Annotated in this window: 15 protein-coding genes; 10 read left to right on the top strand and 5 right to left on the bottom strand. The window is 56.6% G+C overall.

Annotated features, from left to right (window positions below; translation table 11 throughout):
• From C5O24_RS04575 to C5O24_RS04555, 5 genes are all read right to left on the bottom strand, one after another.
• Nucleotides 1-359: class I SAM-dependent methyltransferase (locus C5O24_RS04575; protein WP_240604898.1), on the bottom strand; the 359-nt coding region annotated here is incomplete at its 3' end.
• Between the two features lie 7 nt (nt 360-366).
• Entirely contained in the window at nt 367-1320 is a 954-nt protein-coding gene (locus C5O24_RS04570; protein ID WP_107034998.1) for a phosphoribosylaminoimidazolesuccinocarboxamide synthase, read from the bottom strand.
• A gap of 288 nt (nt 1321-1608) precedes the next feature.
• Nucleotides 1609-3414 carry a RagB/SusD family nutrient uptake outer membrane protein gene (locus C5O24_RS04565; RefSeq protein WP_107681522.1) on the bottom strand — a complete coding sequence of 602 codons (1806 nt, stop codon included), beginning with the start codon at nt 3412-3414 and terminating at the stop codon, nt 1609-1611.
• Between the two features lie 21 nt (nt 3415-3435).
• Nucleotides 3436-6807, bottom strand: coding sequence for a SusC/RagA family TonB-linked outer membrane protein (locus C5O24_RS04560; protein ID WP_107681521.1), 3372 nt, complete (start codon nt 6805-6807; stop codon nt 3436-3438).
• Between the two features lie 25 nt (nt 6808-6832).
• A complete protein-coding gene (locus C5O24_RS04555) occupies nt 6833-7585 on the bottom strand; it encodes a fibronectin type III domain-containing protein (protein WP_107034995.1) in 753 nt (250 codons plus the stop codon).
• Between the two features lie 264 nt (nt 7586-7849).
• On the opposite strand from C5O24_RS04555, the gene C5O24_RS04545 reads away from it, so the two are divergent.
• The 10 genes from C5O24_RS04545 to fabF all read left to right on the top strand — a co-directional run bounded on the left by C5O24_RS04545 (nt 7850) and on the right by fabF (nt 16817).
• A complete protein-coding gene (locus tag C5O24_RS04545) occupies nt 7850-8629 on the top strand; it encodes a hypothetical protein (RefSeq protein WP_107034994.1) in 780 nt (259 codons plus the stop codon).
• Between the two features lie 178 nt (nt 8630-8807).
• Nucleotides 8808-9353: an RNA polymerase sigma factor gene (locus C5O24_RS04540; protein ID WP_107034993.1), complete on the top strand. Its 546-nt coding sequence runs from the start codon at nt 8808-8810 to the stop codon at nt 9351-9353.
• Nucleotides 9350-9784, top strand: a complete 435-nt coding sequence (locus C5O24_RS04535) for a PG0215 family putative anti-sigma factor (RefSeq protein ID WP_107034992.1) — start codon at nt 9350-9352, stop codon at nt 9782-9784. Before C5O24_RS04540 ends, C5O24_RS04535 begins: the two co-directional genes overlap by 4 nt.
• Entirely contained in the window at nt 9781-10236 is a 456-nt protein-coding gene (locus C5O24_RS04530) for a DUF6108 family protein (RefSeq protein ID WP_107034991.1), read from the top strand. Before C5O24_RS04535 ends, C5O24_RS04530 begins: the two co-directional genes overlap by 4 nt.
• Nucleotides 10233-11099, top strand: a complete 867-nt coding sequence (locus C5O24_RS04525) for a hypothetical protein (protein WP_107034990.1) — start codon at nt 10233-10235, stop codon at nt 11097-11099. The genes C5O24_RS04530 and C5O24_RS04525 overlap by 4 nt, the downstream gene beginning before the upstream one ends.
• A gap of 67 nt (nt 11100-11166) precedes the next feature.
• Nucleotides 11167-12033 carry a hypothetical protein gene (locus C5O24_RS04520; protein WP_107034989.1) on the top strand — a complete coding sequence of 289 codons (867 nt, stop codon included), beginning with the start codon at nt 11167-11169 and terminating at the stop codon, nt 12031-12033.
• 129 nt (nt 12034-12162) lie between these two features.
• On the top strand, nt 12163-13692 hold the full coding sequence (gltX, locus tag C5O24_RS04515; protein ID WP_107681519.1) for a glutamate--tRNA ligase: 1530 nt from the start codon (nt 12163-12165) through the stop codon (nt 13690-13692).
• A gap of 23 nt (nt 13693-13715) precedes the next feature.
• The gene (locus C5O24_RS04510; protein WP_107034987.1) at nt 13716-14999 is read left to right on the top strand and encodes a 3-deoxy-D-manno-octulosonic acid transferase; all 1284 of its coding nucleotides are present in this window, start codon (nt 13716-13718) and stop codon (nt 14997-14999) included.
• A gap of 122 nt (nt 15000-15121) precedes the next feature.
• Nucleotides 15122-15364, top strand: coding sequence for an acyl carrier protein (locus tag C5O24_RS04505; protein WP_107034986.1), 243 nt, complete (start codon nt 15122-15124; stop codon nt 15362-15364).
• Nucleotides 15365-15551: 187 nt separating this feature from the next.
• Nucleotides 15552-16817 carry a beta-ketoacyl-ACP synthase II gene (gene fabF / locus C5O24_RS04500; protein WP_107034985.1) on the top strand — a complete coding sequence of 422 codons (1266 nt, stop codon included), beginning with the start codon at nt 15552-15554 and terminating at the stop codon, nt 16815-16817.
• Nucleotides 16818-16919 lie beyond the last annotated feature (102 nt).

Below are 16919 nucleotides of genomic sequence, written 5' to 3'. Positions count from 1 at the left end.
AGGCTTATCCTGTCCGACATGCCGGCACGCGCCACCTTCTCGCGGCCTATGCCGATCATTCCCTCCGAGAGGTCGACTCCGGTTATCTCCGCGCCGTCGATCCTCCGGGCCATCTGCAGAGCCAGATCACCCGTGCCGGTGGCCACATCGAGTATCCTCGTGCCGCCGTGGCGCGCCACCAGACCGACGGCCTTGCGACGCCACAGCCGGTCGATGCCGAGCGTCATGGCACGGTTCATAAAATCGTAGGAGGGCGCGATGCGGTCAAACATGCGCCTCACCTGCGAAGCCTTGTCGTCGGGCGACGACGCGTCGGGCTTCACATTCTCACATTCGGCTCCCATCCTGTCGTCAGACACCGGAGCCTCAGCGGTCGAGATTGTTCATACAGTCGAGCACGTTCACCTCTATGCGGCGCTCCAGATCGGCCTCTCCGGCCTTGACGAACGGGCGTCCGGTCACATGCTCGTATAGCTCTATATAGCGGGCGCTGACGCTCTCGCAGAACTCATCGGTCATATCGGGCACCTGCTGGCCCTCCTTGCCCATGAAGCCGCGGTCGATCAGCCACTGGCGCACAAACTCCTTAGAGAGCTGACGCTGGGGCTCACCCTTGGCCAGACGCTCCTCGTAGCCCTCGGCATAGAAATAGCGCGAAGAGTCGGGAGTATGGATCTCGTCGATGAGTATCACCTCGTCGCCGAGCTTGCCGAACTCATATTTCGTGTCGACGAGTATCAGCCCCTTCTCGGCGGCCATCTGGGTGCCGCGCTCGAACAGACGGCGCGTATAGCGCTCCATCACCTCGTAGTCCTTCTCGCTCACGAGCCCCTGCGCTATGATCTCTTCGCGCGAGATATTCTCGTCGTGTCCGGCGTCGGCCTTGGTGGTGGGGGTGATTATAGGCTCGGGGAAACGCTCGTTCTCCTTCATGCCGTCGGGAAGCTTCACGCCGCACAGCTCGCGGCATCCGGCCGCATATTCGCGCCATGCGCTGCCCGTCAGATAGCCGCGTATGATCATCTCCACGCGGAAGCCCTCGCAGCGCTTGCCCACGGCCACCATCGGATCAGGCACGGCCAGCAGCCAGTTGGGACATATATCCGACGTAGCCTCAAGAAAGTAGGCTGCGATCTGATTGAGTACCTGTCCCTTGTAGGGAATACCCTTGGGCAGTATCACATCGAATGCCGAGATGCGGTCGGTGGCTATCATGACCAGAAGGTCGTCGGAAAGCGAATACACGTCGCGTACTTTTCCGTGGTACACTCCCGTCTGTCCGGGAAAGTGGAAATCTGTAGTGTTAAGAGTGGTGGCCATATTGGTTGGTTTATATCGGCAGACGGCAACGCACTGGCTCAGACCCGGCGCCTCGAAGCGCACTCATGCCCTGCCGGCTGCATTATTGTACAATATGTTGCGAAATTAAACATTTTTTCCATTTCTGGCAAATTTGCTTTCGCTACCGCTTGCCGCTTACGCGCCCCCGGCGTCAATCCCCGTCGCATACCTGGCATACTTATAGTGCGCCGAAAACGGACGTGTGATAAAACAGACAGGCTCCGCCGCAGTGGCGGAGCCTGTCGCATATTGCAGGGTTATTGATAATCAATAGCCGGGGTTCTGCTCGAGCAGCGGGTCAGCACCGAGAGTGTTGTTGTCAATCGGCCAGAGGAGCTTGTGAGCTTCCTGGGTTGTAAGAACAGGCACCGAGGTCACTACAGCCGAGCCATCGTTTTCCACCATCCATGCGTTGTCCACCGGATTCAGGCCATAACCTATGCAGCCCTGCGGCTGGAACACGAGGTGATCGGTCTGTGCACCGTCCTTGACCAGAGTCAGACGGCGAAGATCCCACCAGCGGTGACCTTCCATGTAGAACTCCTTGTCATACTCCTTAAGTAGAGCGACTTCATTATCAGCAAACGTAGAGGGGATGAAGCCATGAACGGCAGCATCGTATTTCGCACCGTAAGCGCGCTTGCGAACGATGTCGATATTGGTCTTCAGACCGTTTTTGTCGTCAAGATAGTTGCAGCACTCTGCAAGTTTCAGGTGAGCGTCGGCCAGACGGTAGATAGGCACATCCACCTTAAACCGGTAGTAGTTGGAACCGGCGATGATCGACGGGCGGAACTTGATGACGAAGCATCCTGCGAGTTTATAGTCGTGCGGATTAAAGTTATTCAGCATCAAGGTTTTGGTTCCACGATCAGCATCTGTAAGATGGTACTGGGGATAGAAAGCATCACCACGGCTGTCGGCTTCATCGAAGTGATAGTAAAACGCATTCTTATACAGATAACGCATTACGCCGAAGTTGGCCTTGTCCCACACCTTGCTTGTACGCTGCGTCAGCTTGCCATCCTTCTCCTCGCACCAGCGACCGAAACGGTAGGCCTTACCGCTGATCTTGCCCCAGCCGTCGTCGTCCATGGTCGACCAGTAGTTGTTACCGGCCGCACCGGTAGTACGTGCCCACAGGAAGTTGGTTTCAGGCGAAGTATAGTAAACGCCGTCCTCTTCCGACGAGTAGCAGACAGAGAAGATCGCCTCCTTATTGTGCGACGAAGTCCAGATGCTGTAGAAATCCGACTGAAGAGCGAATCCATAATTACCGATTACATTTTCGAAGTATCCCTTGGCGGTCTGAATGTCGGATGTTCCACCGGCGGCATGGTCGCCTGTAGCCACCTTGGCGCTCCAGAGATAAACCTCGCCTGCAAGCATTTCAGATGCAGCTTTGCTCCAGTAATAGTCCTTTTTATTGGATTTGAACACATAGTTTGACTCATTGAAGAGCTCAATCGACTTCTTCACGTCATCCTTGATGAAGTTGAGAGTTTCCTCGGCTGTAGCACGCGCCATGTAAAGCTTCTCGGGATCATATTCGCCCAGAAGCACGTCGGGCACAGTGCGCAGAGGCACACCGCCATACATCTTGTACATCTGGAAGTAGCAGTAGGCACGCTGACCATAAGCCATAGCCATGAGTCCCTTGCGGGTATCTTCATCAAGAATCTCCACGCCCTCGTTCTCACAGCGATAGAGCACTTCGTTGTAGTTGGCGATCATACCGTGCCATCCGCCGAAATTGGAGAACTGGGGATGCGACACATCGACCACCTGCTGGATAACGTCGGCATCGGCTGTACCCGAACCGTCGATAGTCGACAGCGTGAAGATACCCGAGCGAAGTTCACCGGCAGAGAACATTACCTGATAGGTAAAACCACGGAACTGATTGGCAAGCGCTATCTGGTTGCCTTCGAACTCTGTCTTCGTTTTCCAGAAAGTCTCAGGCACATACCAGTCCTGGGGCTTCATATCCAACTCGTTAGCGCACGACATGTACACCATACCCGTGCCGGCAACGATGGATCCGAGAAGTATTTTGCTGATTATATTTTTCATTGTTTTGATTCTGTTGATGGTTTAGAAAGATACGTTCACGCCGAACACAACGGTGCGGGGAAGGTTGTACGTACCGCCGTTACCTGCAGTATTACCGTCCCAGTAAGTGGTGTTGTCAGGCAGAGGTATTGTGCAGCTCTTGAGATAACCGAGGTTCTGTCCGGTAACGCTCAGAGTCAGGCCCTGGCTGGCGAACTTCTTGCAGATGCTTGCGGGAAGCTGGTAACTGAGCGAGAGCTCGCGGCAAGCGAGATAAGCGCCGTTCTGACACATCATCTCGTTGGGACGGATATAGTTGTCGGTACCATACTGCGCAGCCCATGCCACACGGGGATACTTGGCGTTGGGGTTGTCGACAGTCCATGTATCGCGGATCTCCTTGGGGAACGCCATTGCTCCCTGTCCTTCACCGAGCCAGAATGCCATATTCGAGTCATATACCTGGAATCCCCAGCCCATATCGAAACGGGCGTAGAGGCTCAGACCCTTCCACGACAGTGTGGTGTTGAAACCACCGCTCCAGCGAGCGTCGCGGTGACCGATGACCTTACGGTCCTTTGACTCGATCTTGTTGTCGCCGTTGCGGTCCTCATAGATAAGGTCGCCGGGCATCAGACGAACCATATTGGAAGCCAAGTAACCAAGAGCTACCAGACGCTGACGGCCCGATTCGTTGGCGTAAACCACAGCACCGTTAGAGGGAGCTATGTCGATATAGTCGCCGAGGGCGTCGATGTCGGCCTGAGTGCGAGCCATCTTCACTACACCGTAGCCCACCTGCTTGTAGGGATTCTGACCCTCCTGATAGCCGCCGATCCATGTGGTTTCCTCACCGTTGCCGGTCCACACTTCCACGCCACCCTGACGGTTGTTGGCCAGGCCGTTCTCGGGAAGTTTCACGATTTTGTTGTCATTGAGAGTGAGGTTGGCACCGAGAGTCCACTGGAAGTCCTTCAGGCGGAGAAGAGTGGCGTTAACGTCGATCTCAAGACCCTGATTGCGATACTTACCGTTGTTGTATGTAACGGAAGAGAAGCCGGTTGTCGGAGGAAGCGACAAAGGAGCATACTTGTCAGAGGTCGTGCGGTTGTAGTACACAAGCGAGAGGTTGAAGCGGTTCTGGAGGAAACCTAAGTCAAGACCCACCTCACCTGTTGTCGCAGTTTCCCAGCTCAGGTTGGGATTGGGAAGTGCAGAGATGCGGTAACCTTTTTCACCATCATACTGGTAGGCGCCATATGAACCACGGAGAGTGTAATAGCCGAGGCGATCACGGTTGATGATAGCGTTGCTGCCATACGATCCGCGCAATTTGGCATAATTGACAAAACCCAGTCCGGGAGTGTTTTTCCAGAAGTCCTCCGACGAAACAACCCAGCCGGCGCTCACACCGGGGAAGAAGCCCCAACGCTTGTTGAGCAGACGAGAGTATCCGTCCTCACGGAATGTGAAAGCAAGCAGATATTTGCCCATATAGTCATAGCCCACACGTCCGAAGTACGACATCAGAGCCTCTTCAGCGTGATTTGACGACATGTCGCGACTCTCCTGAGTCGTATTGCCAAGCACAGGGAAGGGAGCCGGGCCGTCATAACCGCTGGCGCTGAAATCAAGATATTTGCGCTTGTAGAACTCCATACCGGCCATCGCCTCTACATTATGCTTTTCAGCAAAGGTGCGGTTGAAGTTGGCAACGAGATTGTAGGTCTGGTCGAAGTAGCGAAGGAAGGAAGCACTGGTGCTGTAGTTGCTTGATACGCCGACAGAACCCTCAGGATTGTCTGCACCAGTGTTATTTGTCACATAGGCATGGTTCAGAGCCTGTGTATACTGTTCGTTGTAGTACCATGCCATGGTGCCCTTAAGTGTCAGGCCGTCGATGATCTTGGCAGTGAGGCTCTGGGTCATAGAGAACTTGTCGCTCTGGTAGTCGCGGTCAAATTTGCCCTTGTTGACATTGACGTTCATAGTCGGGTTGCCGGTACCGAACAGTTCATTACCCTCCTCGTCGCGGTAGCGAACGAACTTGTAGCCGAAGCCACGGTTCATGAAGTATACTGTGCTGAGCTGCGGATTGTCATTGAGCCAGTTGGCGCGGGTGTAGTTGAACACCGAATTTGCGGTCAGCCAATCGTTGAGCTTGTAGCTTCCGGTAAACGCGAAGTTATAGCGCTTGTAGTAGGTCGTCTTTACAACACCCTGCGCGTCGTAATATCCGAGAGAAGCATAATAGCTACCCTTATCGTTACCGCCAGAGAAGCTTACATTGTAATCCTGGGTAACAGTCGGTTTGCGCAGGTTGATGTCAAGTATATCCTGGTTCCAGTAAAGGATGGTGTTGTCGCTGACTGGGTCAAGCATCTCCTTCCATCCGCCGAGGCCGAGCAGATATTCGGTCTGCTCGTTCTTCTGAAGGATATTGTAGTTCATGTTGTTTGACCATTCCTGACGACCGATACCGCCGGGCTGGTTGTTGCTGAACAGCATGGAATTCCACGAACCGGCATAGTTGCCTCCGGGGAGCATCCACTCGGTGTTGGTACATGCTGTGCGGTAGTAGTAGAGGTAATCCTCATCTGTACAAGCCTCATAGCCGTTGTTGTAGTAACCGAGACCCACCTTGGCGCTCAATGTCACACGACCTGTGCCGCTCTTGCCGGCCTTGGTAGTGATAAGGATAACACCGTTGCCTGCACGTGCACCGTAGAGAGCCGTAGCGCCGGCATCCTTAAGAATTTCCATTGACTCGATATCATTGGGATTGATATCGCTCATGCTGTCGCGGATATTGCCGTCGACTATCACGAGAGGAGCGTTAGAACCACCGTCGTAGTTCGTACCGCCACGCACTGTGATCGAGGGAGTAGCCGCGGGATCACCGCTGGTCACAGCCACCTTCACACCCGAAATAGCTCCCACAAGAGCCTGAGCCGGGTTGGCGTTGGTGCCGACTGTAAGAGTCTTTTCGCTCACCTTGGCGATAGAGTTGGTCACTTTGGCGCGCTTCTGCGATACGCCATAACCCATTACGACCACCTCATCAAGGACATTGGAATCCTCCTTCATGACGATATTCAGAGGAGCACCGTCCCACACTATGGTAACAGGATTATAACCTATATAGTTGGCCACAATCTTCTGGCCGGGCTTAACGCCTGAAAGTGTAAATTCGCCGTCGATGTTGGCGGAAGCTGCTATAGTGGTTCCTTCAACGCGGACTGTTGCACCAACCAGAGGTTCGCCGGTTTCGTCGACAATCGTACCGGTGCATTTACCGTTGGCCTGCTGAGCCTGAGGCAGCGCGCTTTCGCTGGGTGAGGCTACTGCAGCCATGGGAGCGCATACCGCCATAGCAAAAGCCACACACCAATTTTTTAAGCTGGTATTATTCATTTTGCACTGTGTTTTTGATTATTGTTTATGCAGCCGGAGCAGCCGGTACTGTGTAAGTGACGTCAGCATAGTCGCTGTAGCTGTAGTCGCAATTGCCGTTGCCGCGAGTACGGAAGGAGAAGATATACTTGCGTCCGGGGATCAGGCCGTCGGCCACAGTCGATGTCACATTGAGCTTGTCGGTCGAGAATGAGCCGACATTGGATGTGGTTTCTTTGCCATCTTTAACAGTGACAAGCTTCACCACCAGCTCGTATCCGCCAGCGCTGGTCACAGCCTGTTCAGGCCATGTGAGAGTCACCTTGGCACGGATCACCTTGCCCCACGATCCATCCGAGGTCACACCTTCGGTTTTATAGAAAGTGGCGTTAGATGCCGTAACAGAAATCAGAGGAGCAGTGGCAAACTGACGATAATAGAAATCGCCATCAGTCAGACCACTTTTTTCGCCAGCGAGGCTACGCACAGCCACCGTATATACAGTAGCAGGCTGCAGACCACCATAAGTAGCCTTGTATGTGCGGTTGTCATAATCATTGGAAGTCACTTCCTGACCAAGATTCTCACGCGAACCCTGATAAAGCACCACCTGATAGCCCGCACAATTTTCGTTGGGCACAGTCGACCAATAGATCGAAACTGAATTCGATGTCACACGACAAGAGTTGACAGGCACCTGACCCATCTGGACAGGTCCGTCATCACTGCAGCTGACAAACGAGAACGATGTCGCCAGAATTACTCCCAGCACCATCATTGCTTTTCTAAGCTTGTTCATAAACTGATTGGTTAGTTAATAGGAAATTAAGGTAATATTTTGAGAATTATATGTTGAATTCATGGCAAGGCTGTCGTCGGTTTGGTTAAATACCTCATACATCCATACACAAACTTGTGCAAATTTAAGATAAAAGAATCTACCCCCCCCCATAAAATCTATAAATAATGTTAACAACTGCAATTTTAACAAAAACATGACGGATTCACGCCTCACAAATATAATGCTTTTTTGTTAACAAACAACAATCGAATTCACAAAGCAATGACACCTCACAACCCATGGCATAAACCACTGTTTGCCGCCATACTGGCAATATGCGCCGCTGCCGCGCTTCCGTCAAACGCCGACGACAACGCCATAAGACAGAGAGCCGAGCGACACTACAGCGCCGGCGAATGGGTCAACGCGGCGGCGATGTACGGCCTGCTGATTGACGCCCGCCCGCAGAACACCGGATTCTATGCCCGGGCCATAACCTCCGCGGCTATGCGCGACAGCATCCAGCCGAGGATCGAGGCCGAACAGATGATGCTGCTCCGCCGTGCCCTCGCCGCGCGGGTATCCGTCGACTCACTCATAGCTGCGGTGGGACGCGAAAGCATCACTCTCGGACACGCGCAGATCTACGAACGGTTTCTCACCGCCGCGGCAGCCTGCGAGCCATGGATGTCGCGTATCGTCGACGCCGCGCTGCTCCGTTACTATATATTGCGCCGCAATCCCGTGGCTACAGAAAAATACGCACGCGCTATGCTCACCGGACAACCCGACAACAGCATGTGGCTCTCGGCACTGGCCGACGGCCAACTTGGCGAAGGCGATCTGCGCGGAGCCGCACACACCTGGATGGAGATAGCCGCCGACACCACAGCCGCGCCGACACCCCCCGGACGCACTTCACCACAATGGCAAGCCATGGTGGAGGCCGCGCTGACACTCCGCGCCATCGGACTCACCGACAGCGCGGCCACAATCATGCACCGCGCCTACGACCTCCACCCCACTCCCTACCTGAAGCGCTTGACCGAAGGCGCAGAGTGAGAGGAGGAGAGATCTGTAACAACCATAATAGCCACTATAATCATGAAAAACAGGAGCATACACCAGCCCTTTTGATAATTCTGATCCTATCCGATAATTCTGACTCTATCCGGTCATTTAATTTTTTTCACCTATCTTTGTTGCAAACCGCCACCCCGGTGCGTATCTCTATCGGAATATGGATTCACGACAGCTCACATCCACATTTATGGCCATGCGGCAGCGGCTGCTCGCCATCGCCCGACAGCTGCTCGGCAACGACGATGACGCCGTCGACGCCCTGCAGGATGCCTTCGTAGGCCTGTGGACACGCGCCGACAGCCTCAGCGATGAACGCCACGCACGCGGAGCGACGGTAATATCAGTGCGCAATGCAAGCATCGACCTGCTGCGGCGCCGGGTCGTCAGACGCGGAGATGAAACCGGCGTCATCCCCGAACCGGCCGATGACACAGCGGATTGCTACGGCGAAAGCCATGCCGAACGATTGTTTGGCGAAGTCAGCCGGCTGATGGATGCCCACCTGAGCGAGCGCGACAGAGAGATACTGCGTCTGCGCGACGCCGGCGAGTGGCCGATGGAGGAGATAGCCGCGCGGTTCGGCCTCACCGAGGCACACGTGCGCACCATCGTCAGCCGCGCCCGACGCACCATCAGAGACCGCTACCTCGAGCTTCAACGGATCCACACCGACAACCACAAACACAACCCGCAAACGCTATGACGGATCAAGACACGCACACCACCATCGACCGGCTGACCGAACGATATTTCGCCGGGCTCACCTCACTCGAAGAGGAGCGGACACTGCGATGCCTGCTCGCCCGAGACGGAAGCATCGAGCACAGCCCCCAACGCGCCACCATGGCCTACACCGCCATGATGCGGCGCCAGAGCAGCCGACCGCACACCGCTCTGCGCCGGGCCATGAGCATAGCCGCCGCAACAGCCACAGCCGTCGGACTGACATACGCAGCACTGACATTCGGCGCGGCCGACAGCGAGTGCTACGCCATGATCGACAACCGCATGATCGACGACCGGGCCGCCGTGACAGCCATGGTGGAGGCCACACTCGGAGAGGTGGCGGCCGCACGCGACGACATGCAGGCCTCCGTGGCCAGCCAGTTGAACGAAATAAACCTGCAGCTATGAAACCAAGACTGATATTGCTGGCCGTATTCATGGCCATAGCCTTCATGGCTTTGGGAGCCGACCGAACGAAGTCGGCCGCGATGATCGAACGCCATTCGTCGGCACCGGGAGCCGAAGTGACCGTCATCAAAGGTGGCGACCTGAGCCGCTACGGACTCAGCGAATACCACTCGCTGACACTCCCCTCGGCCACAGCCGCCACAGCCGACGAAATCGCCGCCGCCGTCAGCGCCGACATTGCTTCGGCCACCGACCGCGAGGTCAGCTACCATAACGGACGCATTAAATACGCCTTCCTGACCATGCCGACGGCCGACGACGGACTCAACCGCTATGTAATCTATGTATGCAACCCCGCGAAGAGTGGCCGGCGCAGGGTGGTGCTGATCGACATAAAGGGCAAGGCCACCGCCCGACAGTTACAGAACCTGATCAAAATCACATCAAAATGATACGCTTCACCATAACAATCCTGACCCTCGCGGCCGCGTCCGTCACAGCCACAGCCTCCACTGCCCCCGACACTCTGAAAACGGTAGAGAATCCGACCGAAGTGACAATCGTCACCGGCGGCAGCCGGTCACTGTCGCTGACGGTGAAGAGCGACAGCTCGCGATACGACTTCCTCGCCGAAAATACTCCCGAAAAGAGCGAACCGACGATCGACATCAGCTTTCCGTTCATCGACAACGTCAGGAAACAGCACACTAAAGGACGGCGGACAAAATGGCGCTCGTTTGCCATGCGCGGGATATACGCAGGCGCATCAATGCCCTCCGACGCCGTCCCCGGACTGCGCACCGGATGGGAGCTCGGCATCAGCCAGCTGAGCGGAGTGGAGCTCCTCAGCCCCTCGCGCCGCACATCGCTCACAGCCGGAGTGGGATACTTTTACCGACGCCAGAAAGTCGGCAACGGCAGTCACCTCTCCGACAACGGACATGGACGGATCGCCATAACGCCCGCCCCCGAAGGCACTCACTCCCACAGCTCATCCATAAGCAGCTTCGGCCTGCAACTGCCGGTAATGCTCAAGCAGCAGCTTATCGGCCCAACAGGCATGGCGGTCGGAGTAGTGGGCTTATGGAACACCTACACCACAGCCTCCACCAAGTGGACCGACGCCGACGGCACCACATGCAAGCGCAAGATGAAAGGGCTTCACCAGAGAGCATTCACCGTCGACGCCCTGCTCATATTCAACTTCGGCAGCGAGATCGGATGGTATGCCCGCTACTCTCCAATGCATCTATTCCACCGCTCCACCGGCCCTGAATACTCGCTGTGGTCGACCGGAGTCAACATCGGCTTCTGACCCCCGGCGACAGCCATGCCACTATCTCACATAAGCAACTCGCAGCAAACCACAACACCACACGACAATGAAACGACTGATCATATCACTGGCAGCAGCCATCACAGCCATAGCCGGAATGTCGGCCTCGACCATAGCGCCCGACTCCATCATACAGATCGACAACGCCCGCCGGGTGACCGTCACCGACATCGACGGCACCGTGGCCATAAGCGTCGAATGCCCCGACACCACCCTGACATTCACTCATGCAGCTGCCCGGAGCCACAGTGTGCGCTCCGGCTCCGGACTATTCAGCAACCTCATCAACCGGCAAAGCCGACACTCCGGCAAAGGCTCCGAATGGATATTCGGCTCCGTATCACTGGGCATCACAGGCGCTCCCGGCGCACAGATCGACATCGAGCCGGCCAAATCTTTTGAAATATCGATGCTCTCATTTCCCGGCATCAGATACTACGACGGCTACGGAGCCTTCAGCATCGGCCTCGGCTACACATGGCGCAACTACCGCTCCACCACCGGCCACCGCTTCGTCAAGACAGGCGAAAACTCCATAGGCATAGATCGATTTCCCGAAAGCGTCAGGCCGCGTATGAGCCGCCTGCACACTTTCTCGCTGCAGCTTCCGATGATCTATGAGCACACGTTTCCCTGCCACGTCTACAACACCCGCTTTATGATCGGAGCCGGAATAATCCCCGCCTACAACGCCTACGGCAGCATCAAGACCACATGGACCGATGCCGACGGCCACCGCGGCAAGGATTTCCACCGGGGAGTGGGTATGCGCAAATTTTCGGTCGACTTCATGGCCATGATGCGCGTCAGCTCCGGACTGGGCGTATTTTTCAGATACTCGCCCTGCGACGTTCTCCAGGGATCGTCGCCGCGCTTCAAATCGTGGACAGCCGGAGCCGCACTCCTGCTCTGACAGCCGCCGGCAAGCTCCCCGGCAAGACATCACAATCCCATTATAAAAAGCGATATTACGGTAATGTCGCTTTTTTATCGTAAATTTGCAGCGCAATACTACAGAACACCGATAGATTAACTGATCGAGATGACACAGCAGCGTAAAGTAAGGGTGCGTTTCGCCCCGTCGCCCACCGGCCCCCTCCACATCGGAGGCGTGCGCACGGCTCTCTACAACTATCTCTTCGCCCGCCAGACCGGCGGAGACATGATACTCCGTATCGAAGACACCGACTCCCAGCGGTTTGTCCCCGGAGCCGAAGACTACATCAACGAAGCCCTCGCATGGCTCGGCATCAAGATCGACGAAGGCGTAAGGGAAGGCGGATCGTTCGGCCCCTACAAACAGAGCGAGCGCCGCGACATCTACCGCGAGCACACACGCCGTCTGCTCGACGCCGGCAAGGCCTACATAGCTTTCGACACACCCGCCGAGCTTGAGGCGGCCCGACAGGCCACCCCCAACTTCCAGTACGACGCATCGACCCGCATGAGAATGCGCAACTCCCTGACCATCCCGGCCGACGAGGTGGAGCGCATGATAGCCGACGGCACACCCTACGTGGTGCGTTTCAAGATCGAACCGGGACGCGACGTCACCGTCGACGACCTGCTTCGCGGCAAAGTGACCATCAACTCGTCGGTGCTCGACGACAAAGTGCTATACAAAAGCGCCGATGATCTCCCCACCTATCATCTTGCCAACATCGTCGACGACCACCTCATGGAGGTGACCCACGTGATACGCGGCGAAGAGTGGCTCCCCTCGGCTCCGCTCCACGTGCTGCTCTACGAAGCTTTCGGCTGGCAGGACACCGCCCCGCAGTTTGTCCACCTGCCCCTGCTCCTCAAACCCGACGGCAAAGGCAAGCTCAGCAAACGCGATGGCGACCGCCTCGGCTTCCCGGTGTTCCCTCTCCAGTGGACCGACCCCTCGACCGGCGCCATCTCCACCGGCTACCGCGAGAGCGGATATCTGCCCGAGGCCGTGGTCAACTTCCTGGCGCTGCTCGGATGGAATCCCGGCGACGACCGCGAGATAATGACCATGGAGGAGCTGATCGAATCGTTTGCATTCGACCACTGCTCACGCTCCGGCGCACGCTTCGACTTCGAGAAAGGAAAATGGTTTAACCACAAATATCTGCAGATGATCCCCGACGAGCGTCTCGCAGAGATGTTCAAGCCGGTGATGGAGGCTCACGGCGTCAACCCCGCCGACTTCACCGACGAGTATATAGCCCGCGCCGTAGGGATGGTGAAGAGCCGCGTCAACTTCGTCAGCGAACTGTGGGATCACGCCGGATTTTTCTTCAAGGCTCCCGAAAGCTACGACGAAAAAGCTGTCAGGAAGCGCTGGAGCGAACAGATGCCCGACATCATGCGCGAGCTCACAGGCGTGCTCCGCGGACTCTCCTCATGGCGCAGCGCCGACGCCGAACCGGTTGTGCTTGAATGGATCGCCTCCAAAGGCTACCATCTCGGCAACGTCATGAACGCCTTCCGCCTGACAGTGGTCGGCGAGTGCAAAGGCCCGCACATGTTCGACATCACCGAGCTGCTCGGCCCCGACGCCACCATAGCCCGCATAGAGCGCGGCATCGACAACATCAAATAAGCCACGGCGAGCATATCACCGCAATGAACGCGCTCTACAATATCGCCGTGCGGCTCTACGACCTCGGCATACGCGCGGCAGCCGCGCGCAACGCCAAGGCCGCTCTCCTGCGCGACGGACGCCGCCTGACATTCCCCACCCTGGCCTCGGCTCTCGAGCCGGGGCGCAGGTATGTGTGGATCCACGCTGCGTCGCTCGGTGAGTTCGAGCAAGGACGCCCGCTCATCGAGCGCATACGCCACGAGAGCCCGCATACAGGCATCGTGCTCACGTTTTTCTCGCCATCGGGCTACGAAGTGAGAAAAAACTATCGCGGAGCCGACATCGTATGCTACCTGCCCGCCGACACCCCTCGCCAGGCCCGTCGCTTCGTGGAGACCGTCAGGCCTATGGCCGCCATATTCGTGAAATACGAATTCTGGGGCAACCTGCTCGACGAACTGCAGCGACACGACACACCCGTCTACCTGATATCGGCCATCTTCAGGCCCAGACATATATTTTTCAGACCGTGGGGCGGCACATTCAGACGTATGCTCCGCTGCTTCACACACATCTTCGTGCAGGACGAAACTTCACAGCGCCTGCTCTCCGGCATAGGATGCCGCGAGGTGACCGTAGCCGGCGACACACGCTTTGACCGCGTCACCGACATCCTCAACACCACAGTCGAAATGCCCGAGGTGGAACGCTTTGTAGCTCCCTCAGCTTTCACCCTGATAGCCGGAAGCTCATGGCCGGCCGACGAAGAACACTACATCGGCTGGTTCAACTCCGCCCCGGCATCGACACGCCTCATAATAGCCCCCCACGAATTCGACGCAGCACGCATATCTGCCCTGCGCCGGATGCCCGAAGGGGGCGCAATCACCCTGTCGGAGCTCGAAGCCGGCCAGACTCCCGGCGAAGCACGGTGCCTGATCATCGACTGCTTCGGCAAACTCGCCAGCCTCTACCGCTACGCCGACACCGCCCTGATAGGCGGAGGATTCGGTGCCGGAATCCACAACATCAACGAAGCGGCTGTGTACGGCCTTCCGGTGGTGTTCGGTCCACGACACGAAAAATTCAAGGAAGCCACCGACCTTATTCAGTGTGGCGGAGGATTCTGCTACACCGACCGAACCACACTCGACTCCATACTCGACCGCCTCTCGACCGACACCGACTGCCGCGCCAAGGCCGGACAGGCCGCCGGCGACTACGTTCGCAGCCAGCTCGGAGCCACCGACCGGATATGGAACGCCGCCATCGCGCCGCTGTTGTCTTCCGACACCGACTCCGATCCCAAAAAGCGACACTCCTGACTCAAAAACCGATAAAAATCACCTCCGACAGTCAGTTTATAGCCTCAAAGTTTTATCATTTGGAGAAAAATCGCTTACTTTGCACCGCAAAATAGAATTCATTAATCATAAAATCGAAAAAAATGTCAGAAATCGCATCCCGCGTTAAAGCTATCATCGTCGACAAGCTCGGCGTTGACGAGAACGAAGTGACCGAAACTGCAAACTTCACCCAGGACCTCGGCGCTGACAGCCTTGACACCGTAGAGCTCATCATGGAGTTCGAGAAGGAGTTCGGAATCAACATCCCCGACGATCAGGCACAGACCATCGCCACTGTAGGCGACGCCATCAGCTACATCGAGAAGGCTGAGGAGGGCAAGTAATTACCCACCTCATCCATCACCCTACAGCCCCCGTCAAAAGGGGACTATACGCACGCGGCGCATCTCCTCCCTGTTGACGGTGTGCCGCTTGGGCGTTATAGACGCCCGACCGACGTCCCGCACAGCCAATAAGGCCAGCCAGGACAAACAATCCTAAAGCCAACCAATCCACACAGAGATAGAAAGAATGGAATTAAAGAGAGTTGTAGTGACCGGACTCGGAGCCATCACTCCGCTGGGCAACGACGTAGCCTCCACCTGGGAGGCCGCAGTGGCCGGCAAGAGCGGCGCCGCACCCATCACTCATTTTGACGCTTCGAAATTCAAGACCCAGTTTGCCTGCGAGGTAAAGGGCTTCAACGGCGCCGACCATATCGACCGCAAGAAGCTCCGCCAGCTTGACCTCTACGCGCAGTATGCGCTGGTGGCAGCCCGTCAGGCCGTGTCCGACAGCAACATCCTCGAGGCGCCCAACCTCGACCGCAACCGTATCGGCGTCATCGTGGCCGCCGGTATCGGCGGACTCCACACTTTTGAGGAGGAAGCCGGCTACTACGCCATGAACGAAGCCAACGGCCCCAAATACAACCCCTTCTTCATCCCCAAGATGATCGCCGACATCGCGTCGGGACATGTATCGATGGAGTATGAGTTCCACGGCCCCAACTACGGAGTGGTATCAGCCTGCGCATCATCCAACAACGCCATCATCGACGCGTTCAACCTGATCCGCCTCGGCAAAGCCGACGCCTTCGTCACCGGCGGCGCCGAAGCAGCCATCTATCCCGCAGGAGTTGGCGGCTTCAACTCGATGCACGCCCTCTCCACCCGTAACGATTCGCCCGAGACAGCATCGCGTCCCTTCAGCAAGAGCCGCGACGGATTTGTCATCGGCGAAGGATCGGCAGTGCTTATCCTCGAAGAACTTGAGCACGCCAAGGCACGCGGAGCCAAGATCTACTGCGAGATCGCAGGCGGAGGCATGAGCGCCGACGCATACCACCTGACCGCCACCCATCCCGAAGGACTCGGCGCCAAGCTTTCGATGAAGGCAGCGCTCGAAGACGCCGGCATGACCGTGGACGAGATCGACTACATCAACGTACACGGCACCTCAACCCCCGTGGGCGACAAGAGCGAGGTAAAGGCCATCGTGGACCTTTTCGGCCCGGCAGCCTACAAGCTCAACATCAGCTCCACCAAGTCGATGACAGGCCATCTTCTCGGCGCCACCGGAGCACTCGAGGCTCTCTTCAGCATCAAAGCCGTCGAAGAAAACATCGTACCCCCGACCATCAACCACGAAGAGGGCGACGAAGACGAGGATATCGACTACTCCCTCAACTTCACCTTCAACAAAGCGCAGAAGCGCGAAGTGCGCGCAGCGCTCTCCAACGCTTTCGGCTTCGGAGGCCACAACGCCACAGTAATCGTGAAAAAATACGTGGACTAATATCCGCGCATAAAGCCATAACACAAGCTGAAACAGGCGCCGCATCCCTAAGGATACGGCGCCTGTTCGGCTTTTTTCACATCCAAGACATGACCCAAAGCC

Origin of the sequence: Paramuribaculum intestinale, assembly GCF_003024925.1 — a bacterium.
GTDB lineage: Bacteria > Bacteroidota > Bacteroidia > Bacteroidales > Muribaculaceae > Paramuribaculum > Paramuribaculum intestinale.
This window is presented reverse-complemented; position numbering and strand designations above follow the sequence as displayed.

Excerpts from the sequence above, each read along its gene's own strand:
- C5O24_RS04530 (WP_107034991.1), top strand. The coding sequence starts at position 9,781 with ATGAAACCAAGACTGATATTGCTGGCCGTATTCATGGCCATAGCCTTC.
- C5O24_RS04570 (WP_107034998.1), bottom strand. The coding sequence starts at position 1,320 with ATGGCCACCACTCTTAACACTACAGATTTCCACTTTCCCGGACAGACG.
- gltX (WP_107681519.1), top strand. The coding sequence starts at position 12,163 with ATGACACAGCAGCGTAAAGTAAGGGTGCGTTTCGCCCCGTCGCCCACC.
- C5O24_RS04525 (WP_107034990.1), top strand. The coding sequence starts at position 10,233 with ATGATACGCTTCACCATAACAATCCTGACCCTCGCGGCCGCGTCCGTC.
- fabF (WP_107034985.1), top strand. The coding sequence starts at position 15,552 with ATGGAATTAAAGAGAGTTGTAGTGACCGGACTCGGAGCCATCACTCCG.
- C5O24_RS04510 (WP_107034987.1), top strand. The coding sequence starts at position 13,716 with ATGAACGCGCTCTACAATATCGCCGTGCGGCTCTACGACCTCGGCATA.
- C5O24_RS04520 (WP_107034989.1), top strand. The coding sequence starts at position 11,167 with ATGAAACGACTGATCATATCACTGGCAGCAGCCATCACAGCCATAGCC.
- C5O24_RS04565 (WP_107681522.1), bottom strand. The coding sequence starts at position 3,414 with ATGAAAAATATAATCAGCAAAATACTTCTCGGATCCATCGTTGCCGGC.
- C5O24_RS04505 (WP_107034986.1), top strand. The coding sequence starts at position 15,122 with ATGTCAGAAATCGCATCCCGCGTTAAAGCTATCATCGTCGACAAGCTC.
- C5O24_RS04555 (WP_107034995.1), bottom strand. The coding sequence starts at position 7,585 with ATGAACAAGCTTAGAAAAGCAATGATGGTGCTGGGAGTAATTCTGGCG.
- C5O24_RS04545 (WP_107034994.1), top strand. The coding sequence starts at position 7,850 with ATGACACCTCACAACCCATGGCATAAACCACTGTTTGCCGCCATACTG.
- C5O24_RS04540 (WP_107034993.1), top strand. The coding sequence starts at position 8,808 with ATGGATTCACGACAGCTCACATCCACATTTATGGCCATGCGGCAGCGG.
- C5O24_RS04535 (WP_107034992.1), top strand. The coding sequence starts at position 9,350 with ATGACGGATCAAGACACGCACACCACCATCGACCGGCTGACCGAACGA.
- C5O24_RS04560 (WP_107681521.1), bottom strand. The coding sequence starts at position 6,807 with ATGAATAATACCAGCTTAAAAAATTGGTGTGTGGCTTTTGCTATGGCG.